The sequence below is a fragment of the Streptosporangium sp. NPDC049078 genome, assembly GCF_040648855.1.
Taxonomy (GTDB): domain Bacteria; phylum Actinomycetota; class Actinomycetes; order Streptosporangiales; family Streptosporangiaceae; genus Streptosporangium.
Genome location: NZ_JBEZEL010000001.1, coordinates 596,823 through 620,256 on the forward strand (window position 1 = coordinate 596,823; position 23,434 = coordinate 620,256).

A 23,434-nucleotide genomic window follows, 5' to 3' on the forward strand; every position below is an offset into this window, starting at 1 on the left:
CCCCCGCGGAGATCGCCGAGCTCGGCTACGTGGTCGGCGTCGTTTCGGCCCCGCCGTACGCGCTGGAGACCCAGGCGTTCGAGAACCACGTCTTCGGATGGTGTCCGTTCAGGCCTCGCGGCCGGGCCGCGAGGCCTGAACTCACCCTTCGGACGGAACGAACGGCGCGGCCTTCGGCCAGGACCGCCGTTCGCCATCCGGTGTTGGACCGGCCCGCAGCTATTCGCTCACACATGTGTGAGCGGCGCCCCGCTGCGGACCGGCGCTTTGCTCCCCTCCGGGCCGTGTCCGGGATCGGCCGGAAGCCGGTCCGGCGCGTTGCCCCGAACCTGCCGGAAACGGCCGAGACCCGCTCGGCATGCCAGACGGAGCCGAGCGGGTCTTCTCCTGGAGCACGGTGACATCGTCGGCACCGTGAGCACCTCCGGACCGGAGGGGGTCCAGTCGAGCCTCGGCGAGGTCACCGGGATCTTCACCCGGGTGTTCGCCTAAACCCTGGAACGCTTGAGACCGGCGACCAGACCGACACCGACGACAGCCAGACCCACCTGCATGACGAGCTCGATCCAGTCGATACCGCTCGTGGTGGCGACGCCGAGACCCTGGGCGATGGCGGTGCCGATGAGCGCGGCGATGATGCCGACGACAACGGTCAGGACCACTCCGATCGCCTGCCTACCGGGAAGCAGGAGGCGGCCGAGGGCTCCGATGATCGCGCCGATAACGATTGCCCCGAGAATGGATGCGATAGTCATTTCAACCTCCCAGTGAGGGTGAGACCTTCACTCTCATGGGGAGGTGGCTACCCCCTGGGTCACGGATATGCCTGTCGGCGGCAAAAAATCCGTCAGTGCGTCTTTCTCGCCTGCATCTGGACGACGAGGAGCACCCCCAGCACCGCGAGCGCCAGCTGGATGATGTGCTCCCACCAGTTGATCCCGCGCGTGTGGATCAGACCGAGCGCCCCGGCGATGGCGGTGCCGATGAGCGCGGCCACGATGCCGACGATGAGCGTCAGGCCGATGCTGATGTTCTGGCGTCCGGGAAGAATGAGTCGCGCCAGGGCGCCGATGATGGCGCCGATGATGATTGCGGAGACAATCGAGACGATCATGTCTGGCTCCCCCTGTTACGAGACACGGTCACCAAGGGGTTACCCAGAGCATTCACTGATCACGCTAAAGAAGCGATCACGCTGAGAAAAGGGGTGGCCCGTACCGCGCCAAGAAACGGGCCACCGCCTCGATATGGATCGACGAGCATTCCGCGCCGCTCGCCGGAACGTTTTCCGCGTTCCGTATAGGAGACGTCCGGCACCCGCTACAGGTTCACCACGATCGCGGTCGCGACGGCGGCCACCCCTTCGCCCCGCCCGGTGAGGCCCAGCCCGTCGGTCGTGGTGGCGCTGACACTCACGGGAGCCCCCACGGCGGCGCTGAGGGCCTTCTCGGCCTCGACACGCCGGGGAGCGAGCTTGGGACGGTTACCGATCACCTGGACGGCCACGTTGCCGATCTCGAAGCCCGCGGCGCGCACCTTGCGGGCGGTCTCCTCCAGCAGGGCCGCGCCCGAGGCACCGGACCACCGGGGGTCGGACGTGCCGAACAGACCGCCGAGGTCACCGAGACCCGCCGCGGAGAGCAGCGCGTCACAGGCGGCGTGGGCCGCGGCGTCACCGTCGGAGTGGCCTGCCAGGCCGGTCTCACCCGGCCAGTGCAGGCCCGCGAGGTGAAGCTCGCGACCGGAAGCGAACGGGTGGACGTCGACCCCGACGCCCACCCGTGGAAATGTCTTGTTCAGGAGTTGAGAACCTCGTCCAGCAGGGCCTCGGCCTTGTCCTCGTTGGTCTTCTCCGCGAGCGCGAGCTCGCTGACGAGGATCTGCCTGGCCTTCGCCAGCATTCTCTTCTCTCCCGCGGAGAGTCCGCGCTCCCTGTCTCGCCGCCACAGGTCGCGAACGACCTCGGCAACCTTGTTGACGTCACCGGACGCCAGCTTCTCAAGGTTCGCCTTGTAGCGTCGGGACCAGTTGGTGGGCTCTTCGGTGTGAGGCATTCGAAGCACGTCGAAAACGCGCTCAAGGCCCTCTTGTCCGACGACATCGCGAACACCCACGAGCTCTGCGTTGTCTGCCGGCACCTGGACGGTAAGGTCGCCCTTGTCGACCTTAAGAACCAGGTAGGTCCTTTCCTCACCCTTGATGGTTCGGGTCGTGATCGCCTCGATCCGAGCAGCCCCGTGGTGGGGGTAGACGACAGTGTCGCCGACCTGGAAAGTCATGTGACAAGTACCCCTTCCGCTGTACTCAAGAGTACCACGTATCCACAGCCTCCCGGAACAGTGAAATCACCATAACTGCAGGTCAAAGCCGCATCTTATGACTTGACAAGTGGCCAAGTGTATGAATCAGAGGGGCAAAAAGCGCTTATGACCTGCGTTCCCCGTCTTCGGATGATGAGGCGGGTCGGCGGGAAACCCGGTAAACGCCGCCGATAGGGTTGCCCTTGCCCTATCTCACGCGTGACAAGGAGAACTCGCACCGTGACCCGCAACATCCGCCACCGGGCGATCGTCGCCGCGGCGTTCCTCGCAGCCGCTTCGGCACTGGCCGGCTGCGGTGCCGGATCCGACGCGATCACCAACAAGCCCTACTCGCCGACCGAGGCCCTCACGGTCAAGGCGAACGGCATCGACATCTCCCAGGCCTTCTTCCTGGGGCCCGACTCGGGCGCGACGCTGCCGGAGGGTGCGGCCACCCCGCTCTACCTGTCGTTGATCAACACCAACGCGGGCTCCGACCAGCTCGTCGGTCTCGGCGTCGACCCCGCCCTCGGTACGGCGAAGGTGAGCGCGCCCGTGCCGCTCCCTCACAACCAGCGGGTGAGCGTCGGCAAGCCGACCCCCACCATCCTGATCGAGGGGCTGAAGAAGCCGCTCAGGGGCGGCGAGGGCGTCAAGGTGCAGCTGCAGTTCGCCAACGCCGGGATCGTGCAGCTCACGATCCCGGTGATCACTCGCAGCCGCGAGTTCACCGCCTACCCGCAGGCTCCCGGCGCCTCCGCGGCGCCCACGCCGTCGGCCACCCCCTCGGCCACCGCCACCGGCGAGGAGCACTCCTCCGGCCACTGATCGCCGTCCCGGTGAGGGCCTCCGGACACGCCGAGGGGCCGTACGGCGCGGGCACGCCGTACGGCCCCTCGGATCGTCCGGAGGCGAGCGATCATCCCGAGGCGGGCGTCACGGAGGTCGTCGCCTTCGCGGAGGCGAACGGCGCCCCCGAGGCCGTGGGGAGGCTCAGATCTCGGCGGGGTCGAACTTGTACCCCAGACCCCGGACGGTGAGAATGCAGCGCGGGTTGGACGGATCGGACTCGACCTTGGCCCGCAGCCGCTTGACGTGCACGTCCAGGGTCTTGGTGTCGCCCACGTAGTCGGCGCCCCAGACCCGGTCGATGAGCTGGCCCCGGGTGAGCACCCGCCCGGCGTTGCGCAGCAGCACCTCCAGCAGCTCGAACTCCTTCAGCGGCAGCTGCACCGCCTCACCGCGTACGGCGACGATGTGGCGATCGACGTCCATCCTGACCGGACCGGCGGCCAGCACCGCCGACTCCAGCTCCTCCACGTCGCCCTGGCGGCGCAGCACCGCGCGGATACGGGCCACCAGTTCTCTGGAGGAGAAGGGCTTGGTGACGTAGTCGTCGGCTCCGAGCTCCAGCCCGACGACCTTGTCGATCTCGCTGTCCTTCGCGGTGAGCATGATGACGGGCACGTTGGAGCGCTGGCGGAGCGAGCGGCAGACCTCGGTGCCGGGCAGGCCGGGAAGCATCAGGTCGAGCAGCACCAGGTCGGCGCCGTTGCGGTCGAAGGTCTCCAGCGCTTCCGGCCCGGTGGCGGCCACGGCCACCTCGAAGCCTTCCTTGCGCAGCATGTATGACAGGGCGTCGGAGAACGATTCCTCGTCCTCGACAACGAGCACGCGGGTCACTGCGCGGCCTCCAGGGGGATCGTGGTCGTAGCTGGTTCCGTAACCGCCATGCCGCCGAAGGCGGGCAGGCGGAGGGTGAATGTGGAACCGGAACCTTCCTTGCTCCACACCGTGACCGCCCCGTTGTGGGAGGCGGCCACGTGCTTGACGATGGCCAGGCCCAGGCCCGTGCCACCGGTCGCCCGCGAGCGTGCCGCGTCGACGCGGAAGAACCGTTCGAAGATCCGCTCCTGGGCGCTCTCGGGGATGCCGATCCCCTGGTCGCTCACGCTGATCTCGACGGATTCGGTGTTGGGGCCCGCCGCGCGGGCGCTGACCACGACCCGGGTGTGCTCGGGGCTGTAGGCGACCGCGTTGTCGATGAGGTTGCGCAGGGCGGTGACGAGAAGCTCGTCGTCACCCCATATCCGCAGGCCCTCGACCCCGCCGGCGACGAGGGTGATGTCCTTGGCGGCCGCGGTGGTGTTGCAGCGGTCGATGGCCTCGTGGACCGCCTCGTCGATCAGGACCGGGCCGGGGGTGGGGATGGGCTCGGCGCCCTGGATGCGGGAGAGGGTGATGAGGTCCTGGACCAGGTAGGTGAGCCGGGCCGCCTCGTGTTGCATGCGCCCCGCGAAGCGGGTGACGGCCTCGGGGTCGTCGGCGGCGTCCTGGATGGTCTCGGCCAGCAGCGAGAGCGCACCCACCGGCGTCTTGAGCTCGTGGCTCACGTTGGCCACGAAGTCGCGGCGTACCGCCTCGACGCGGCGGTGCTCGGTCTGGTCCTCGGCGAGGACGAGCACCTGGCCGTGAGAGCCGAGCGGGGCGACCCGCACCGCGAAGCTGGTCGACTCCTGGCCGAACTTGTGGCCGGCCACCTCGATCTCGCTCTCGCGGATCTCGCCGTCCCTGCGCACCTTCCTGGCGAGCGCGAGCAACTCGGCCGCCATGAGGTGATCTCCTTTGACCAGGCCGAACGCGCGGGCCGCCGAGCTGGCGCGCAGCACGCGGTCCTCCTTGTCGAGCACGACCGCCGAGGACGGCAGCACGGCCAGCACCGAGGCGACCCCCTGGGGCAACGCGCCGGGCTCGACGCCGTAAACCGGTGTCATCGCTCTCCGCTGTCCGTGGTTCTGGCGGACGACCATCACGGCCAGCGCTCCCACGACGAAACCGGCCAGTGCGGCCAGGCTCGCCATCAGCTCACTCACGTGGTCCTCCCGTAGGCTTCACGTCCTCGATGGTAGGTCGGGGTTTTCCCGTTGGGGACGGCTAAAGGGGCATGACCACGGGCTTTCCCATAAAGTTCACTTTACGGTCGAGGTTCGTTCACCGTTATCGCCCTACCGTGAGTGGCATGCGCGACGCCTACCACGAAGACCTCGACGCCCTCACCGGACGGCTGGTCGAGATGACCCGCCTCGTCAGGTCGGCGATATCGCGGGCCACCACCGCCCTCCTGGACGCCGACCTCCAGCTCGCCGAGAGCGTCATCTCCCAGGACGAGGAGGTCAACCGGGTCTTCGCGGAGGTCGAGACCACGATCTTCGACCTGATGGCGCGGCAGCAGCCCGTGGCCGTGGACCTCAGAATGATCATCGCGGCGCTGCGGATGGGCACCGACCTGGAGCGGATGGGCGACCTCGCCGAGCATGTGGCCAAGATCGCCAGGCTGCGCTACCCCGACTCCGCGATCCCGCCCGAGATCCGCTCCACCATTCTGGAGATGGGCCAGATCGCCGAGCGCCTCGTCACCAAGACCGGCAGCTGCATCGCCTCGCGCGACGTGGAGTCGGCCCTGGAACTGGAGTCCGACGACGACGCCATGGACAAACTGCACCGGAGACTGTTCAAGATCCTGATGGCCCCCGACTGGAAGTACGGCGTCGAGCCGGCCATCGACGTGACACTGATCGGCCGCTACTACGAACGCTACGCCGACCACGCGGTCCGTGTCGCGCACGACGTGGTCTATCTGGTGACGGGCTCCCGTCCCCAGGACACCTCCGTGCTCTGAGTCCCCCGCCGGCCGATCCCCGCCGGCCTTCACGAGCGTCTTCACGGAAAAGGAAGAGAGGGAGGGCCCGCCGGATCCGGCGGGCCCTCCCTCTTTTTGCTCTTTTTTTGGTCTTTTATCTACTTTTCGGAACGTCAGGGCTATTTGCCCTGGTTGGCCACGGCCTCGATGGCGGCCTCGGCCGCGGCGGGGTCGAGATACTGTCCGCCCTTGGTGACCGGGTGGAAGTCGGCGTCCAGCTCGTACCTGAGCGGGATGCCGGTGGGGATGTTGAGCCCGGCGATCTCGTCGTCGCCTATCCCGTCCAGGTGCTTGACCAGCGCGCGGAGCGAGTTGCCGTGCGCGACGACCAGCACGCTCCTCCCCTGTGCGAGGTCGGGCACGATCTGGTCGTACCAGTACGGCAGCATGCGCTCGACGACGTCCTTGAGGCACTCGGTCCTCGGCATCAGCTCGCTCGGCAGGAGCGCGTAGCGGGCGTCACCGACCTGGGAGAACTCGTCGTCGTCGGCGATCGGGGGCGGCGGGACGTCGTAGGAGCGGCGCCAGAGCATGAACTGCTCGTCACCGAACTCGGCCCGCGTCTGCGCCTTGTCCTTGCCCTGCAGGGCGCCGTAGTGGCGCTCGTTGAGCCGCCAGGACCGGGAGACCGGCAGCCAGAGCAGGTCCGCGGCGCCCAGCGCGAGGTTCGCCGTCTGGATCGCCCTGCTCATCAGGGAGGTGTGCACCACGTCGGGTCGCACCCCCGCGTCGAGCAGCAGCTGCCCGCCGCGCCGCGCCTCCTCCTCGCCCTTGGCCGAGAGCCCCGCGTCCACCCATCCGGTGAACAGACCCTTCGCGTTCCACTCACTCTCACCGTGCCGAAGCAGCACCAAAGTCGACATGCCGACAAGCTTAGTGGGCGCCTGCTGGACGTTTCCGGGTACTCCGCCCGCCCCGGGACCGCCCGACGTACCGGGCGACCCGTTCTCGGGACGGTGCCCTCAGCGTTCGGGGTCGGCGAAGCGGGCGAAGGCCTGGAGGTTGGCGAGCGACTCGCCGCGCTTGGCGCGCCACTCCCACTCGCGCCGGATCGAGGAGGCGAAGCCCAGTTCGAGCGCGCGGTCGAAACCCTCGTCCGAGTAGGTGAGCACGCACCCGAGGAGGCGGTCGACCTCCTCGTCGGTGACCGCGGCCAGCGGGACACGGCCCACGAGGTAGACGTCGCCGATCGGGTCGAGGGCGAAGTGCACCCCGTACATGGAACCGTTCTTGGTGAGGAGCCAGCGGTAGAACTCGGCGTGGTTCTCGTCGGGTTGACGGCAGAAGAACGCCTCCACATGCAGGGCCTGGTCACCGACGATCAACCAGGTCATGGTGGCGAGCTTGTGCTGGCCGGGGAGCCTCACCAGGAAGGCCCCCGGCCTGGGCTGCTCGTAGGAGGCGTCCGCGCTCTTCAGCGCCGCCTCGATCACTTCGCGCATGGGCCCAGCTTACGAGCGGCCCTCACGCGCGGGCCGTCCCCGCCTCACGAGCCCCCCGGACGAGGTGCCGGGGTTCGGGCCGAGCAGCAGGCCCCGGAGGCCGCGTCACCGGACTCGCGAGCGGTCCTCACGAGTTGACCGCGACCGGGAGCCGGTGCAGGTTCGCCATCGCCCCGGCGTAGACGTCCGCCAGCCGGGCCGCGGTGGCCGACCAGCCGAAGGCCGCCGCGTGGGCCACCGAGCCCGCCGACAGCGTCTCCCGCCAGGCGGGCTCGTAGACGAACCTGGCGAGCACCCGCGCCCAGTCGTGGGGGTCGTGCCCCTCGACGAGCACCCCGGACACGCCGTCGCGTACGGCGGTGCGCAGCCCGCCCACGGACGCGGCGGCGACCGGGGTGCCACAGGCCTGGGACTCCAGGGCGACCAGGCCGAACGACTCGTTGTGGGAGGGGACGACGGTCACGTCGGACGCGCGGTACCAGTCGACCAGCTCGTGCTGGGGCGCGGGGGGAACGATCCTCACCACGTCGGAGATCCCCAGCGAGGCGGCCACGTCGTTGAGGTAGGAGGGCCTGGCCAGGCCGTTGCCACTGGGGCCGCCGACACAGGCGACGACCAGCCTGGACCTGAGCGAGGGGTCGTCGATGAGCATCCTGGCCGCGGCGCGCAGCAGCACGTCCGGGGCCTTGAGCGGTTGCACCCTGCCCACGAACAGCAGCACGTGCGCGTCCTGCGGCAGCCCGAGCCGGTGGCGGGCCGCCCCCTGGGAGGCGGGCTGGAAGACTCTGAGGCTCACACCGGGGTTGACGACCTCCACCCGGGCGGGGGCGGCGCCGTAGAGCTGGACGAGTTCCTCGGCCTCGGTCGGGGTGTTGGCCACCAGGCGGTCGGCGATGTCCACGACCTGCTGCTCGCCCAGTACGCGGGCGGCGGGCTCCGGCCTGTCGTCGGCGGCGAGCAGGAGGTTCTTCACCTTTGCCATGGTGTGCATGGTGTGCACCAGCGGCAGGCCCCAGCGTTCCTTGGCCAGCCAGCCCACCTGACCGGAGAGCCAGTAGTGGGAGTGGATGACGTCGTAGCGGCCCGGCTCGTACATGGCCTCGGTGCGCAGCACGCCCGACAGGAAGGCGCAGAGCTGGCCGGGCAGGTCTCCCTTGTCCAGCTCCTCGTACGGTCCCGCGGTGACGTGGCGGACGGAGACGCCCGGAACGATCTCCGCGACCGGTGGCAGATCCCGGGATGTCTGCCGGGTGAAGATCTCCACCTCCACCCCGAGTTCGGCCAGGCGTTTCGCCACCTCGACGATGTAGACGTTCATCCCGCCCGCGTCCCCGGTCCCCGGTTGATCCAGGGGAGACGTGTGCATGCTGATCGTCGCGACCCGGTTGACCCGCCGTCGCCTCACCGACACCACCTCCGAGAGGGCTCAACCACCGGATAATCCGCAACATTCCCGACACATAGCCTCTTCGAGTCCGGGCGGATGGGTCCCGAGGGCTCCTGGCAGGATGAGGGGTCATGAAGAGGACGGCTGTGGTGACAGGGGCCAGTAGCGGAATCGGCGAGGCGACGGCCCGCAGGCTCGCCGCAGAGGGCTTCGACGTGGTGGCCGCGGCGCGGCGCAGGGAGCGGCTCGACGAGCTGGCCGCCGAGGTGCCAGGCGTCCGCCCGGTCACCCTGGACGTGACGTCGCAGGAGTCGGTGGACGAGCTCGCCGCCTCGCTCGACCGCTGCGACGTGCTGGTCAACAACGCCGGTGGTGCGATCGGCCTGGAACCCGTGGCGAGCGGGAAGGTGGCCGACTGGCAGCGGATGTACGACGTCAACGTGCTCGGCACGCTCCGCGTCACCCAGGCCCTGCTGCCCAAGCTGGTCGCGTCGGGTGACGGCGTGCTGCTGATGCTGACCTCGGTGGCCGGGTTCGTCTCCTACGAGGGCGGCGGCGGATACAACGCGGCCAAGCACGCGCAGACCTCGATGACCGAGGTGCTGAGGCTGGAGCTGGTCGGACAGCCGCTCAGGATCGTCGAGGTCGCCCCCGGGATGGTCCACACCGAGGAGTTCTCGCTGAACCGCTTCCGCGGCGACTCCGCAGCCGCCGATCAGGTCTACGAGGGCGTGCCCGGCCCGCTCTCCGCCGACGACGTGGCCGACGCCATCGCCTGGTGCGTGACCCGCCCGGCCCACGTGAACGTCGACCGCCTCGTCATCCGCCCCCGGGCCCAGGCCGCCCAGCACAAGGTCCACCGCGTCTGACCGTGCCGAAGCCGATAGGAGAGATCACCAGGGGCACCACGGGGCACAACCGCCTGCGCCGGGCCGACCGTTGGATCGTCGCCGCGCACGGCCGCGCGCTGCGCTCCGCCGTCCGCCCTCTCGTGGTCGACCTCGGGTACGGGGCCTCGCACACCACGACCCTGGAGATGTTCCTGCGGCTGCGCGCGGTCTGCCCCTCGGTCGAGGTCGTCGGCGTCGAGATCGACCCGGCCCGGGTGGCGGCGGCCAAACCGTACGAGCGGCCGGGGCTGTCCTTCGCGCTGGGCGGCTTCGAGCTGCCGGTGGCGAGGCCACCCCTGTTGGTCAGGGCGTTCAACGTGCTGCGACAGTACGGGGAGGCGCAGGCGTGGGGATACTGGGCGATGCTGTCCGAACGGCTCGCGCCGGGCGGGATGATCGTCGAGGGCACCTGCTCGGAGGTGGGCCACCGCGCGGTCTGGGTGGGGCTCGACCGCTCGGGGCCGCGGACGCTCACCGTCTCGGCCCGTTTCGACTCCTTCGAACGCCCCTCCGACCTGGCCGACCGGCTGCCCAAGACGCTCATTCACCGCAACGTCCCCGGCGAGCCCGTCCACGCCTTCCTGCGCGACTTCGACCGCGCCTGGGCGGTCAACGCCCCCCTGAGCTCGTACGGCTCCCGGCAGCGCTGGATCGCCGCCGCGGGAACGCTCGCCGGGACCTGGCCGCTCGCCGAGCACCCCCCGCTGGGCGGCCGGTCGCGCTGGCGGCTCGGCGAGATCACCCTGCCCTGGTCCGCGGTCGCCCCGCGATGATCGCGAGGTGCGCCCCGGGCGACGACCTGGACGGGATGACACACGGTGAGAAGCATGTGACGCACATCACTCGACAACCCGTAGTACTACCCCTCGTGGTGCGGGAGTTAGGCTTGGATGCGTGAAGGGTCTCGGCGAGCTTGAACGCAGCATCATGGACATCATCTGGGCACAGCCATCCTCTGTGACGGCGCGGGAGGTCGGACGTCTCATCGCCGACCGCGACCTGGCGCCCACCACTGTGATGACCGTGCTCGACCGGCTCACCCGTAAGGGCTTCCTGCTCCGCACCCGCGACGGGCGCGCGTGGCGGTACGCACCGGCGGAGAGCCGCGACGCCTACGTCGCGGAGCTTATGCTGGAAGCGCTGGATCTGACCGGTGACCGGTCGGCGGCCCTCACCCGGTTCGCCCAGGCCGTCACCGGCACCGAAGCCGACATCCTGCGCAGGGCCCTGACGGACCTGGAGGACCTGGAGGACGAGTAGATGACCGCGGCAGCGCTGGCGACGCTCGCCCTGGTCTGCGCGGTCGGCGCCTGGCGGTTCACCCGGGCTCGATGGACCTATCGTGCCCCGCACGTGGCCATCGTCCTGTGGCAGGCACTCGGGGTCACCTGGGGGCTCGCCGGGACGGGCGCCCTGCTCGGTTACGCGCTCGAACCCTACGGCGAGGGCGTGCTGCACGGCCTGCACGAGTTCGCGATCTCCGCGTTCGGCGCCGGGCAGGGCCTTCCCAGGCCGTACGACATGCCGAGGATCCTCGCGCTCGTCGCGGGGCTGACCGCGCTCGCCGTGCTGATCCTGGTCCTCCTCGCCGCGGGCACGCAGACGCTCCGCGCCCGCAGGCGCCATCGCACCCTGCTCGCCCTGATCGCGAGGGAGGATCCGGTGGTCCCCGGCGTGCGGGTGCTCGACCACCCGGGCGCCACCGCCTACTGCGTGCCCGGCCTGCGCTCCCAGGTGGTGGTGAGCGAGGGGGCGCTGAAGCTGCTCTCCGCCGACGAGCTGAGCGCGGTGCTCGCCCACGAGGCCGCGCACGTGCGTGAGCGGCACGACCTGGTGCTGCTGCCGTTCGCCGCGCTGCGCAGGGCGCTGCCCTGGTCGCGCGTGGTCAGGGACGCGCAGGGCGAGGTCGGGTTGCTCGTGGAGATGGCCGCCGACGACGTCGCCCGCCGCGGCTGCTCCGCACGCCGCCTCGCGACCGCCCTGCTGCGCTTCGGCACGGCGGGCGCCGTCCCGGCCCCGCACGGCGCGCTGGGCGCCGCGAACTCCGCCGCCGCCGTGATGGCCAGGGTCGAGCGTCTGGTGAACCCGGTCCCGGTCCTGCCGCGCGGGGTGCGCTACGCCATCGTCGCCTTCTCCGTCGCCCTGACGTCCTCGGCACCGCTCCTGTGGCTGGTCCCGTACTGACCGCACCGCTCTTGCGGCCGGCCACGCACCGAAGTCGGCGCCGCCTTTGTGCCGGTTCCGCACCGAAGACCCTGCACCGGGCCCCCTGGCGGGCGCGGCGACCGTCGCACGCGCGGCACCGAGCCCCCCTCACCGAGTGCAGTCCCGTGTTGGGTCTCCGTGAAGGTGCGGCGGATCCGTATGCCGAAATCGGGGGCCCTCCTGGCGATGTGGTTGGTTTCCTCCAGGTTTAACCAAGCTCACCCCAAAGTGCTTGCAAGTGTTAGCCATCCCGTTTGCAATTGCAAGCACCGTGCGGCAGACTCGAACCATGGCACTACCCAAGGTCGGTTCGATCGGTGAGTACATCCGCGAGCAACGCACGCACGCGAAGATCTCCCTTCGGCAGCTCGCCGCGGCGGCTGGGGTCTCCAACCCCTACCTGAGCCAGATCGAGCGCGGGCTGCGCAAGCCCAGCGCCGAGATCCTGAACCAGATCGCGAAAGGCCTGCACATCTCGTCGCAGGCGCTCTACGTCCAGGCCGGCCTCATCGAGGAGCGCGAGCCGGACAGCGACGTGCTGACCGCGATCAGGGCCGACCATCTCATCACCGAGCGCCAGCGCCAGGTGCTGATCGACATCTACGAGTCGTTCCGCAAGGAGAACCAACAGGCCGAGGCCCCGGACGACGACGCGCAGACCTCCCAGAAAGCGCCTCTCGCACCGGAGCCCCGGCGAGGTGACGCGGACTCCTCGTCTGACGACGAGGTGCCGCTCCCGAAGGAATACCTCACCGCGTTGAAGCCCTACGCGGCCCCTCCGAGCAACGGCCACATCACCAAGGAAACCAAGGAAGGTTAACCCATGCCCATCACCACCGAAGTCAAGAAGCTGGCCGAGTCCAAGCCGTTCTACGCCGTCGCCGGGGCCGGCGACTTCGCCGTCGAGAAGCTCCTTGAGCTTCCCGAGCAGATCCACAAGCTGCAGGGCCGCCGCGAGGAGATCCGCGAGGCCGCGAAGGACCTCCCGGGGAGGGCCAGGCAGCTCGCCGGAAAGGCCGAGGTCTACGCCAAGGACTTCCCGGTGAAGGCGCGCGACTACGCCGACCACATCGCGGGCAGGGCCAACGAGCTGTACGAGGAGTTCGCCAGCCGCGGCCGCAAGGTCGTCTCCAAGACCAGCGGCGAGATCGCCCTGGAGCTGGAGGAGGTCTCCGAGGCCGCCGAGCCCGCGATCGCCGCCGCCCGGACGTCCAAGAAGGGCACCCGCGCCACGAAGTCCAGCACGTCGGGCACGACGAGGACCTCCTCCAGGACCTCCAGGACGTCCGGCACGACCAAGAGCTGAGCGAGCCCTTCGCGAAACCTGCCGGCCGGTCCGGCGGACCTCACGAAACCCCCGGACCCGCCCGGCCCCCGCGGACTCGCCACCGCTTCACGCGGCGGGGCCGTGCACGAGCTCACGGCCACCTCCATGAACCCCGTGAGGCCGCGACCGGACGACGCTCCGGCTCCAGGACCCGCTCCGGCGCGGCCGGGACGGGTCCTTCGCCGCCCGAGGGCCGTACCCGGCGCCGGGAACGAGCCGGACCGACGTGACGGGCGCGAGAACGAGCCACCGGCGCGGTCCGGTACGGACGGACGAGTCCGGCGCGGGCCGGAAGCGAGCCGCCGGCCCCGGCCGGTAAGAACCGAGGGCGGCGCGAACGGGACTTTCGGCATTAGGCTGAGGGAGACCGGCGAGGCGAACGTTCTGGAGAGACGATGATCGAAATCCACGGTGCTCTGGACCTGGTCTTCTGGATCCTGGCCGTCGGAGTGTTCGCACTGTCGGGCTGGGCGCTCATCCACGCGGTGAAGACCCCGGCGCGGGCGTTCGCGGCCACCGGCAAGCAGACCAAGAAGCTGTGGCTGGTCATCCTCGGGCTGGCGGCGCTGTTCGGCTTCGCCGCCGCGGTGCAGTATCTCAGCGTCCTGAGCATCTTCACGATCGCGTCCGTCATCGCCTCGGGCATCTACCTCGCCGACGTGCGTCCCGCCGTGGGGGAGATCGGCAGAGGCGGCGGCAACCAGGGACCGTACGGACCCTGGTGACGCGGGGACGCGCCACGGTGCGGCTCGCGCGGGGTCAGGGTGACCGGAGTCCGCAGTGACTCCGGCGACCCCGACGGCCCCGGCGACCCCGACGGCCCCGACGACTCCGGCGACTCCGGCGACTCCGGCGACCGGACCGCGTCGTGCGATCGGGGACGGTACGCACCCCGGTGACCCACCCCGAGCCGGGGCCCGTCGTGCCCTCGCGGGGGGAATCTGCTTGCCCAGCGGGATTCCTGCCGGTAGACACACCGAATGATGTTCGCGCGCAAACCCACACTCCCCGGAGAGCACGTGACGCTCCGGCCGGTCGGTCCCGAGCACGTGGACGGCCTCTGGGAGCTGGTCAACGACCCCGAGACCGTCCGGCTGACCGGCTCGCACGGCAAGCCCGACTACGAGGGGCTGAAGGCCTGGTACGGCTCGCGGGGCGACCTCGACGACCGGCTGGACCTGGCGATCTGCACCTCCGGTGACGACGCCTACGTGGGCGAGATCGTGCTCAACCAGCTCGACGCCGACAATCTCTCCTGCAACCTGCGCATCGCGCTGATCGGCCCCCGGGCGTACGGGAAGGGCTACGGCAGCGAGGCGATCCGGCTCACCCTCGACCACGTCTTCCGCACCACGCCGCTGCACCGGGTGGGCCTGGAGGTTTACGCCTTCAACGAACGGGCCGCGCACGTCTACCGCAAGCTCGGGTTCGTCCAGGAGGGTGTCTGTCGTGACGCCCTGCACCTAAACGGGGAATGGTATGACTCCGTAATCATGTCGATACTTGCCCCTGACTGGGTTGTCAGGGAAATTTGACATACACAAGGTGATTTTTCGGAAACATCTTTTGACACTTCCGAAACAATGCTAGGTTCAATGGGAGCGCTCCCACCTGTGCGGAATCTTGGTGTGGAGGAAGTTATGACCGATCTACCCACACTTGCCCAGGTCGCGGCAGAGGCAGGGGTTTCCCCGGCCACGGCGTCCCGGGTACTCACCGGTTCAGTCAGAGTCAGCACGTCGGCTCGTAGGCAGGTGCATGACGCAATATCGCGTCTTGGTTATGTAAGGCATCGCGCTCCCCGTGGCGGCTCCGGCCGCCGATCCGACCAGGTCGTGGCCATCGTGGTCTGCGAACCCGCGCACCGGCTGTTCACCGAGCCGTTCTACGCGCGGATGATCACGGCTGCAGAGGAGGTCCTCACCGGACACGGCGTCCCCCTCGCCGTGATGACCGCCACGGCGGCCACCTCCACCATCGCCACGCCACCGCTCGTCGCAGGAGGCATCGACGGCGTCCTGTTGATCGCGGCCCGCGACAGACATCCGCTCGTGGTGACCCTCGCCGCCTCGGGCATACCCGTACGGAGTGCGGGCCGTCCCCCAGACGGCATCGACCTCCCCCACGTCGACATGGACAACCGCGACGGCGGTCGGCAGGCGGCGGAACACCTGCTGCTCGGCGGCCGGAAGTCCATCGGCGTGATCGCGGGCCCACCCGCCCTTCCGGCCGCTCGCGACCGGCTCGACGGGTTCCTGCAGACCCTCGCGCTGGCCGGGATGACCAACGTGCCGGTCGCGTACGGCGACTTCAGCCACGCGTCGGGCGTGCACGGCATGCAGTGGCTGTTGCGCAGGATGCCGCACGTCGACGCGGTCTTCGCCGCCTCCGACGTGATGGCAGCCGCGGCGCTGCAGACCCTGCGTCGTGCCGGCCGCCGGGTGCCGGAGGATGTGGCCGTCATCGGGTTCGACGACGCCCCCACCGCCCGGCGGACCTCACCCACGCTCACCACCGTCCGCCAGCCGGTGGAGGAGTTCTCCGCACTCGCCGCCCGGCTGCTGCTGCTCTCCATGGGCTCGGCCGGCTCTCCCCGCGACAATCCCGTACTCCCCACTGAGCTGGTGGTCCGTGAGTCCGCCTGACCAGCACGTCGGGCTTCGCGCGGGAGATGTGCTCACCCGCAGGTATCTGTTGCTGGAGCGCATCGCGTGGGGGGGCATGAGCGTCATCTGGCGTGCCTTCGACCAGTCGCTCCAGCGGATGGTCGCCGTCAAGCTACTGGACGGCGAACTGGGTCTCGATCGAGGGGAGCGCGAGCTGATCCGCAGGGAGGCGCGTGCCACCGCGCGCCTCATTCACCCCGACGCGATCGAGGTCTACGACTACGGGGAGACCGTGACCTCGCAGGGGCGCCTCGCCGCGTACGTGGTGATGCGCCTGCTGGACGGACGCCCGCTGGCGGACCGGATCGCCGAGGGCCCGCTGCCGTGGGCGGAGGCGGCGATGATCGCCGCCAGGCTGGCCACCGTGCTGGCCGCCGCCCACGAGCGGGGCATCGTGCACCGGGACGTCACCGCCGAGAACGTGCTGCTGACCTCGACCGGCGCCAAGCTGCTCGATTTCGGCATCGCCGCCCTCATCGGGGAGGACGGCGACGACTGGACCTCCGAGTACGGGACGCCTCCCTACGTGGCTCCGGAGCGGCTCACCGGCACGGTCGCGGATCCGGCGAGCGATATCTACGCGCTGGGCGTCCTGCTGTTCGAGATGCTCACCGGCGCCCCCCCGTACCCGGAACGGACCTGGGAGGAGATCGAGAACGTCCGCAGGGAGGGACCTCCGCCGGTGGCGGAGGTGCCGGGCATGCCCGCGCGGATCAGCGCGCTCTGCCAGGTCTGTCTGTCGCACCAGCCTGAGGCCAGACCCAGGGCCCATGAGGTGGCCGACGGTCTGACCGCGGCCCTCAGGACACCGGCCACACCCCTGACCCCGGTGCACTCGGCGGGCAGGGGTGGGCTGGGGCGCTGGGTGGTGGTCGCGACGGTGGCGGCTCTGCTCGCGGGACTCCTGGTGTGGAGCCGGATCTCCGGCTCGCACAACGAGCAGGTCGCCGGTCCGCAGGGGCGCGGGACGGCACCGCCCACGGTCCTCGACCCCACCACCGCCTACCCGCAACCGGGCACGACTCCGCTTCCTTCTCCTACTTCTCCTACCCGAAAGTGGGGTGGGCAGATGGCGGAACCGGCGCCCGGGTCGGAGGCGATCCACTCCTACGCACCGAACCTCAACCAGAGTGTGCGGCATTTCAACGACGTGCTCGCGAAGGGGGAGGACGAGGGCAAGATCCGCCCGGACGTGGCCCTGGACCTGCGGCAGGTGCTGGCCAACAGCGTCTGGGGCTCCGGCGACCTCGACCCGATCCGAAGAAAGATCGCCGAGCGCAACCGGGAGGGCTCGCTGCCCGACGACTTCCGCCACGCCCTGGAGGCCCAGTTGATGCTCGTGACGGTCGCGTTGACAGGCTAGAAAACCAACAGGCCGGAAAGTCGAAAAACGCGCCCGGGTCCTCTCGCTTCTTGAATCGAGAGGACCCGGGCGCCGGCTTTGGGAGTCTGTCGTATTCGCCGTTTCCGACATCGTCGGTGAAACCTCGGATGAACACCGACACCCGGCCGAGGCGAATTCCCGGTCACCTTTTATCCTTGACAGGATCGGCGGCGCCGAGTTGTTCCCGCGGTTTTCACCGGACGGTCAGAACGCGTGCCATTCGGCGGCGGGTTCGGGTCGCGCCCGCCGAAGGGGATTCACCGACGGTGACCGCCGGCCCGGACGCCGGGTGCGGGAGACGCGGCCCGGCCGGTGAAACTTTCACGGAACGACAGGCGAGCCGAGGTCGCACAGGGCGAGTTGGGACGGGGTGCGGGCACGGCATCGGGGCGAACCGGTTCCCACGGTGGTTGACGGGAGCGGGGCGGGCGCCGAACCATGGCGAGCGCGTCCGGCCGCACCTTTCGATCGCGAGGTTCTCACCCCGCGAACAGATCACGTCCTTGAAGGGCCCTTTCCATGAAAGTCCTGCGTGTTCGCAGGTGGCCTGCGGCGCTCGCGGCGCTCGCGGTCACCTCGGCGCTGGCGGTCGCGCTCGGCTCCTCCCCGGCCGGTGCCGCGGCCGGGACCGGCACCGGTTACCTGCGCACCTCCGGCAACAAGATCGTCGACAGTACGGGGGCGACCGTCCGGCTGACCGGTATCAACTGGTTCGGCATGGAGACCGACAACAAGACCTTCCACGGGTTGTGGTCGAACAACCCGTGGAGAGGCCAGATCGACAAGATGGCCTCGCTCGGTTACAACACCCTCCGCGTACCGTTCTCCAACGACGCGCTCAAGCCCGGCGCGGTCGCCAGCGGCGTGAACGACTTCGTCAACCCCGACCTGGTCGGCAACAGCCCGCTGCAGATCCTCGACAAGGTCATCGCGTACGCCGGAAGCAAGGGCATGCGGATCATCCTCGACCGGCATCGGCCGACCGCCGCCGGGCAGTCGCCGCTGTGGTACGTGCCCGCGACGCCGGAGAGCACCTGGATCAACGACTGGAAGGCACTCGCCCAGCGGTACGCGGGCAACACCACCGTCATCGGCGCCGACCTGCACAACGAGCCGCACGCCGAGGGCACCAACCCGGCCGCGACCGGGGCGTGCTGGGGCTGCGGGGACACCGCCCGCGACTGGCGGCTCGCCGCCGAGCGGGCGGGCAACGCGGTGCTCTCGGTCAACCCCAACTGGCTGATCTTCGTCGAAGGCGTGAGCTGCCCGAGCGGGGGCCTGTCCAACGTCTGGGACAACGACCCGAGCAACGACGAGGACTGCGGCTGGTGGGGCGGCAACCTGTCGAAGGCCGGGGAGTTCCCGGTGCGGCTGAACGTGGCGAACCGGCTGGTCTACTCGCCGCACGACTACGCCACCTCGGTCTACCGCCAGGCGTGGTTCGACGCGCCGAACTATCCGGCGAACCTGCCCGCGGTCTGGGACAGGTACTGGGGCTACCTCTACAAGCAGAACATCGCCCCGATCATGCTCGGCGAGTTCGGGACCACCATGCAGGCGCCCGTGGACAAGGTCTGGCTCCAGGAGTTGATGAAGTATCTGGGCACCGGGGTGAACGGGATGTCGTTCACCTACTGGTCGTGGAATCCCAACTCGGGTGACACCGGTGGTATCGCCAAGGACGACTGGAGCTCGATCAACCAAGACAAGCAGGACATCCTCCAGCCGTACCTGATCGCACCGGTCGGCGGGGGCGGCACCGGTACGCCCACCCCGACACCGACCCCCACCCCGGGTTCCGCGGCCTGCGAGACCTCCTACGCGCTCACGAACTCCTGGTCGGGAGGTTTCCAGGCCGCGCTGACCGTGAAGAACACCGGAACCTCGGCCTGGAACAACTGGTCGGTGCGCTGGACCCTGCCGTCCGGGGTGACGCTCGGCAGCGGCTGGAACGCCGCCGTCACGCAGAGCGGGACCACCTTCACCGCGAAGGCCCCGAGCCACGCGACCAGCCTCGCGGCGGGCCAGTCCGTCGTCGTCGGATTCACCGCCAACGGGCCCTCCACCCCCGGCGCGTCCGGCATCACCTGCACCTGACCTCGCACCGTCGATCCCGCACCCGGTCCTGACGCGTCATCTCGTCGGACCGTCGAGGGCGTGCCGCCGAGCGGCACGCCCTCTGTTCGTTTCACCCACCGGAGGGCGGTCCCGCCCCGGATCGAGATATCCCGGAAAACAACACGGCCACATCTCTCTGATATGAGCCGATAACCACGCAATAAAGCATCCCGCATGTCGTATGACAGATACGACACCGCCGATCAGTAGGGTCAGAGAAAATGGCGCATCATCGGCAATGCGCCTGGACGGAGAAATACCGAAAAGAAAAGGAAAGCATTGTGACAGGAATTGGTCGTTCGTATACCGCCTCGCGAAATACCGCTCGTTCCTGGCCGGCCGGGATCCTGACCGTCGTGTTCGCATTGGGCTGCGTCGCCGCGACCCCGCACGCGGCGAACGCGGCGACGCCGCCGCCGCTCGGCACCGCCGCGAACTTCGCGGTCCTGGCGGGGACGGCGGCCACCGGCACCGGCCCCACCGTGGTCACCGGGGACCTCGGGGTGAGCCCGGGATCGGTGGTCACCGGCTTTCCGCCCGGCGTCGTGGTCGGCGCCGTCCACGCCGCCGACGCCACCGCCGCGCAGGCCCGACTCGACCTGACCGCCGCCTACGACGACGCGGCGGGACAGCCCGTCGACGCCACCCTCCCGACTGAACTCGGCGGGACCACCGTGACTCCCGGCACCTACGACTCCGCCACGGGCGCCTTCGCGATCACCGGGGAGTTCACCCTCGACGGACAGAACGACCCGAACGCCGTCTTCATCCTCAGGACGACCTCCGACCTCGTCACCACCTCCGCCAGCACGGTGAACCTCGTCAACGGCGCCCGGGCGTGCAACGTCTTCTGGCAGGTCGGCGGTTCGGTCACGCTCGGCCCCGGCTCCGGCTTCGCCGGAAACGTCCTCGCGCTGACCTCGATCACCGTGGCCACCGGCGCGAACGTCGCCGGCCGTCTCCTCTCCCGCGAAGGCGCCGTCATCCTGGACACCGGCATCGTCACGGCGGCCCACTGCGCGGTCTCACCGCCGAGGGAGACCGCCACCACGCTGGCCACGGCGTGCTCACAGAGGGCGGCGGGCCGGCTCGTCCTCACCGCGAACGTCATACCCTTCGGGCCCACGGCGCCCACGGGCTCCGCCGAGTTCTTCTCCGACGGGGTGAGCCTGGGTACGGCCCCGATCGGGACGAACGGCCGCGCCCTCCTGCCGGTGACCGGCATCGAACCGGGAACCCACCTGCTCGTGGCCGCCTTCCCCGGCAACACGGACCTGGATCCCAGCGCCTCCCCATCGCAGCCCCTGGTCGTCGGCCGGAACGGGCTCTGCCCGGCCCAGGCGCAGGCGACGACAGCGGGGGCGGAGAACGGGAAGAACAAGGGGGGCCAGGGCATCAAGAGCAGGCAGCACAGCGGCAACGCGATCAAGACAAAGGACCGTGAGCGCGGGCATCGCCGCCACCGCTCGTGGGCCGGGTGCCGCCGCCACCCGCGTTAGCGCCCCGCGCCGGGAGTTCGCCGCGTCCGGGCACCCGTTCGCGTGTCGTCTCCCGGGCCGCGTGTCCGGCCTTCCCGTACCCCGGGACCATCGAGGGCGTGCCGCCTGGCGGCACGCCCTCTCGTGATGAGCGGGGGCGTGCCACGGCGCTCATTCGGCGCGGGAAATCGTCGGACGTGGACGCTCACGGCGGAGGTGCGAGGTCCACGGACGCCACAGCATTCCCTTGGATATCCACACAAACAATAACATGGCCGCATTTTCATGACGCTCACCGCGGGCAACGCGACAAAACAATCCGCATGTCGTACGACGACCGCACCGCCAAAGGTCAGTAGTGTCGGAAAAACGGCGCATCATCGGCAATGCGCATGAACGGAGAAATACCAAAAAGAAAAGGAAAGCATTGTGACAAGAATTGGTCACTCACGTATTGTCGCTCGAACCACCGTCCACTCCTGGCTGACCGGGGCACTCACCGTCGCGGTCGCACTGGGCTGCGTCGCCGCGGCCCCGCACACGGCCCAGGCGGCGAACACGACGCGTCAGACCGACCCGGTGCACCCGGCACCCGAGACGCCCGGGACGCCCGGGACGCCCGGGACGCCCGGGACGCCAGATACGCCCGAGGGGGACGCGATGGCACCGGTGTCGCTCGGTACGGCCACGAACTTCGCGATCCTGGCGGGAAGGACGGTCACCAACACCGGTTCCGGCGTCGTCACCGGCGAGCTGGGGGTGAGCCCGGGATCGGTGACCACCGGTTTCCCACCCGGCGTCATGGCCGGCGCCGTCTACGCGGCCGACCCCGTCGCCGCACAGGCGCAGACCGACCTGGCCACCGCCTACCGGAACGTGGTGGGGCTGCGCGGCACCGCCTCCCTCCCAGCGCAGCTCGGGGGGACCACCGTGAAACCGGGCGTCTACAACTCCGTCTCCGGCGCTTTCCAGCTCACCGGGGAACTGACCCTCGACGGACAGGGGAACCCGAACGCCCTCTTCGTCCTGCGGGCACCCGGCCTGATCACCGCGCCCGCCAGCACGGTGACTCTCGTCAACGGCGCCCAGGCGTGCAACGTCTTCTGGCAGGTCGGCGGCTCGGCCACCCTGGGGGCCGACTCCAGCTTCGCCGGGAACCTCCTCGCGCTGACCTCGATCACCACGGCCGACGGCACGACCGTGAACGGCCGCCTTCTGGCCCGTGAGGGCAGCGTCAGCATGGACGACACCACCGTCACACGATCCGCCTGCACGGTCATGCCGCCGAGGAAGACCTCCACCAAGCTGGCCGCGTTCTGCGATCCGGAAGCGCCGGGTCACCTCACTCTCGTCGCGAGCGTCACCTCCTCGGGGCCGGTCCCGCCGGCAGGGCCTGTCGAGTTCTTCGCCAACGGGGTGAGCCAGGACAGGACCCAGTCCGACGCCACCGGCCGCGCGACCCTGATCGTGTCCCAGGTACCGCAACGAACCCATGAGTTCGTGGCCGCCTTCGCGGGCACGAACCGGCTCGATCCCAGCTCCTCACCGGTGCTGACCATGGTCGTCGGACCCAAGGGGGTCTGCCCGGCGTCGACGGCGAGCCCGACCTCCACCGCCGGCCCCCTCTCCGCCGGTGGCACGGGCGACGCGGGCGACGCGCGCGACGACAAGAAACGCAACCGGAGCACCATTACGTATCCGCCCAGGGAAAAAATGTTCAAGGCGAAGAACCGGGAACGCAACCGTCACCGGCACCCACGGTCCGGACACCATCGCCATCAGCGCTGAAAACACCGGAGGAGAACATATTCTCGGCCTCCGAATACGCCGGGGACTTCAGAGTCTTCGGACGCCTCCGAGGGTCGGAGAACTCTGAGAGGTGAAGCGATCGGCCGAGGTTCGAAAAATCGAGAATTCCCGAGGAGTGCCGCCCAAGAATTCCCGGGCGGCACAAAAGCGCATCGCTTTTCCTGTCGCGGCTCCTCCTCGTCGTTCGCCTTTCCCGGTCGCCGTCGCCGGCCGGGGTGAGGCCCCGTGAGAGCCACCCGCCGTCCGACGCAGGCGAAGCCGTCCCACCGGCCGTCTCGTCGGCCGGTGGGGCGAAGCACCGCGACAGGAAACGAGCGGTTCACCACACAGACCACCGGCCATCGGCAGATGGGGCGGAGCACCTCGGCGAGGAAGGCGCAGGCCGCTCGGCCGACGGCCGGCGGGGGAAGCACTTGACGGCGGAAGGGCAGGCCGTCGCACAGCCCGCCGAACACACCGGAAGGGCGGGCCGCCACGCGCCCGCCGGAGACGCCGGGGACGCCGAGGACCCGGATGGATCGGTGGCCGCCCCGGGCGGCGGGCCCGGGGTTGGAGACACCCGCACAAACAAGCACTCGGCTGGAAAGATCAACAGTTCTGAAACTTTCACGGTTCGTGAAAAAGGCCGACCGGATCACAGCAGCCTGGCGGCATGGGCCGTGAAACATCGGCGTAACCGGAGGCACATGCCATTGACATCCCGTTCACCGCCTCCAGAATCCTTTATG

Annotated in this window: 25 protein-coding genes; 16 read left to right on the plus strand and 9 right to left on the minus strand. The window is 69.5% G+C overall.

Annotated features, from left to right (window positions below; translation table 11 throughout):
• Positions 1-488: 488 nt before the first annotated feature.
• The 4 genes from AB0B90_RS02510 to AB0B90_RS02525 form a co-directional block, all read right to left on the minus strand.
• On the minus strand, positions 489-755 hold the full coding sequence (locus AB0B90_RS02510) for a GlsB/YeaQ/YmgE family stress response membrane protein (RefSeq protein WP_350943162.1): 267 nt from the start codon (positions 753-755) through the stop codon (positions 489-491).
• Between the two features lie 92 nt (positions 756-847).
• On the minus strand, positions 848-1,114 hold the full coding sequence (locus tag AB0B90_RS02515) for a GlsB/YeaQ/YmgE family stress response membrane protein (protein WP_350943160.1): 267 nt from the start codon (positions 1,112-1,114) through the stop codon (positions 848-850).
• Between the two features lie 206 nt (positions 1,115-1,320).
• A complete protein-coding gene (gene ispF / locus AB0B90_RS02520) occupies positions 1,321-1,779 on the minus strand; it encodes a 2-C-methyl-D-erythritol 2,4-cyclodiphosphate synthase (protein WP_350943159.1) in 459 nt (152 codons plus the stop codon).
• A gap of 17 nt (positions 1,780-1,796) precedes the next feature.
• Entirely contained in the window at positions 1,797-2,279 is a 483-nt protein-coding gene (locus tag AB0B90_RS02525; RefSeq protein WP_030924410.1) for a CarD family transcriptional regulator, read from the minus strand.
• Between the two features lie 261 nt (positions 2,280-2,540).
• On the opposite strand from AB0B90_RS02525, the gene AB0B90_RS02530 reads away from it, so the two are divergent.
• A complete protein-coding gene (locus tag AB0B90_RS02530; protein ID WP_350943158.1) occupies positions 2,541-3,128 on the plus strand; it encodes a copper chaperone PCu(A)C in 588 nt (195 codons plus the stop codon).
• Positions 3,129-3,293: 165 nt separating this feature from the next.
• Here the strand turns inward: AB0B90_RS02530 and AB0B90_RS02535 are convergent, their stop codons facing one another.
• A complete protein-coding gene (locus tag AB0B90_RS02535; protein WP_329089757.1) occupies positions 3,294-3,983 on the minus strand; it encodes a response regulator transcription factor in 690 nt (229 codons plus the stop codon).
• Complete coding sequence (locus AB0B90_RS02540) at positions 3,980-5,161, minus strand: ATP-binding protein (RefSeq protein WP_350943564.1); 1,182 nt, start codon at positions 5,159-5,161, stop codon at positions 3,980-3,982. The genes AB0B90_RS02535 and AB0B90_RS02540 overlap by 4 nt, the downstream gene beginning before the upstream one ends.
• A 158-nt stretch (positions 5,162-5,319) precedes the next feature.
• Here AB0B90_RS02540 and phoU point away from each other — a divergent pair, with 158 nt between their 5' ends.
• Positions 5,320-5,979, plus strand: a complete 660-nt coding sequence (phoU, locus tag AB0B90_RS02545; RefSeq protein ID WP_350943157.1) for a phosphate signaling complex protein PhoU — start codon at positions 5,320-5,322, stop codon at positions 5,977-5,979.
• 140 nt (positions 5,980-6,119) lie between these two features.
• Here phoU and AB0B90_RS02550 read toward each other — a convergent pair whose 3' ends face one another.
• The 3 genes from AB0B90_RS02550 to mshA all read right to left on the minus strand — a co-directional run bounded on the left by AB0B90_RS02550 (position 6,120) and on the right by mshA (position 8,853).
• Entirely contained in the window at positions 6,120-6,863 is a 744-nt protein-coding gene (locus AB0B90_RS02550; protein WP_350943156.1) for a phosphoglyceromutase, read from the minus strand.
• Positions 6,864-6,962: 99 nt separating this feature from the next.
• Positions 6,963-7,442, minus strand: coding sequence for a YbjN domain-containing protein (locus AB0B90_RS02555; RefSeq protein WP_350943155.1), 480 nt, complete (start codon positions 7,440-7,442; stop codon positions 6,963-6,965).
• Between the two features lie 127 nt (positions 7,443-7,569).
• Positions 7,570-8,853 (minus strand): D-inositol-3-phosphate glycosyltransferase, encoded by a 1,284-nt coding sequence (gene mshA / locus AB0B90_RS02560; protein ID WP_350943154.1) that lies wholly within the window; start codon positions 8,851-8,853, stop codon positions 7,570-7,572.
• A 107-nt stretch (positions 8,854-8,960) separates the two neighbouring features.
• Between mshA and AB0B90_RS02565 the strand changes: the two genes are divergently transcribed.
• The 14 genes from AB0B90_RS02565 to AB0B90_RS02630 all read left to right on the plus strand — a co-directional run bounded on the left by AB0B90_RS02565 (position 8,961) and on the right by AB0B90_RS02630 (position 22,685).
• Positions 8,961-9,698 (plus strand): SDR family oxidoreductase, encoded by a 738-nt coding sequence (locus AB0B90_RS02565; protein ID WP_350943152.1) that lies wholly within the window; start codon positions 8,961-8,963, stop codon positions 9,696-9,698.
• A 2-nt stretch (positions 9,699-9,700) separates the two neighbouring features.
• Positions 9,701-10,492 (plus strand): class I SAM-dependent methyltransferase, encoded by a 792-nt coding sequence (locus tag AB0B90_RS02570; RefSeq protein WP_350943151.1) that lies wholly within the window; start codon positions 9,701-9,703, stop codon positions 10,490-10,492.
• Positions 10,493-10,613: 121 nt separating this feature from the next.
• Positions 10,614-10,979, plus strand: a complete 366-nt coding sequence (locus AB0B90_RS02575) for a BlaI/MecI/CopY family transcriptional regulator (protein ID WP_350943150.1) — start codon at positions 10,614-10,616, stop codon at positions 10,977-10,979.
• A complete protein-coding gene (locus AB0B90_RS02580; RefSeq protein ID WP_350943148.1) occupies positions 10,980-11,903 on the plus strand; it encodes a M56 family metallopeptidase in 924 nt (307 codons plus the stop codon). It begins immediately after the preceding gene.
• 310 nt (positions 11,904-12,213) lie between these two features.
• On the plus strand, positions 12,214-12,744 hold the full coding sequence (locus tag AB0B90_RS02585; protein WP_350943146.1) for a helix-turn-helix domain-containing protein: 531 nt from the start codon (positions 12,214-12,216) through the stop codon (positions 12,742-12,744).
• Between the two features lie 3 nt (positions 12,745-12,747).
• Positions 12,748-13,230 (plus strand): hypothetical protein, encoded by a 483-nt coding sequence (locus tag AB0B90_RS02590; protein ID WP_350943144.1) that lies wholly within the window; start codon positions 12,748-12,750, stop codon positions 13,228-13,230.
• Positions 13,231-13,646: 416 nt separating this feature from the next.
• Positions 13,647-13,976, plus strand: a complete 330-nt coding sequence (locus AB0B90_RS02595; RefSeq protein ID WP_350943142.1) for a DUF2516 family protein — start codon at positions 13,647-13,649, stop codon at positions 13,974-13,976.
• Positions 13,977-14,015: 39 nt separating this feature from the next.
• Positions 14,016-14,150, plus strand: coding sequence for a hypothetical protein (locus AB0B90_RS02600; protein WP_362920342.1), 135 nt, complete (start codon positions 14,016-14,018; stop codon positions 14,148-14,150).
• 120 nt (positions 14,151-14,270) lie between these two features.
• Positions 14,271-14,786 (plus strand): GNAT family protein, encoded by a 516-nt coding sequence (locus tag AB0B90_RS02605; RefSeq protein ID WP_362920344.1) that lies wholly within the window; start codon positions 14,271-14,273, stop codon positions 14,784-14,786.
• 105 nt (positions 14,787-14,891) lie between these two features.
• Positions 14,892-15,896, plus strand: a complete 1,005-nt coding sequence (locus AB0B90_RS02610) for a LacI family DNA-binding transcriptional regulator (RefSeq protein WP_362920346.1) — start codon at positions 14,892-14,894, stop codon at positions 15,894-15,896.
• Positions 15,883-17,280 (plus strand): serine/threonine-protein kinase, encoded by a 1,398-nt coding sequence (locus tag AB0B90_RS02615; protein ID WP_350943137.1) that lies wholly within the window; start codon positions 15,883-15,885, stop codon positions 17,278-17,280. Before AB0B90_RS02610 ends, AB0B90_RS02615 begins: the two co-directional genes overlap by 14 nt.
• A gap of 540 nt (positions 17,281-17,820) precedes the next feature.
• Positions 17,821-19,398: a cellulase family glycosylhydrolase gene (locus AB0B90_RS02620; protein WP_362920348.1), complete on the plus strand. Its 1,578-nt coding sequence runs from the start codon at positions 17,821-17,823 to the stop codon at positions 19,396-19,398.
• A 377-nt stretch (positions 19,399-19,775) separates the two neighbouring features.
• Positions 19,776-20,918: an ice-binding family protein gene (locus tag AB0B90_RS02625; protein ID WP_350943135.1), complete on the plus strand. Its 1,143-nt coding sequence runs from the start codon at positions 19,776-19,778 to the stop codon at positions 20,916-20,918.
• Positions 20,919-21,326: 408 nt separating this feature from the next.
• Entirely contained in the window at positions 21,327-22,685 is a 1,359-nt protein-coding gene (locus AB0B90_RS02630) for an ice-binding family protein (protein WP_350943134.1), read from the plus strand.
• The last annotated feature ends 749 nt before the right edge of the window (positions 22,686-23,434 follow it).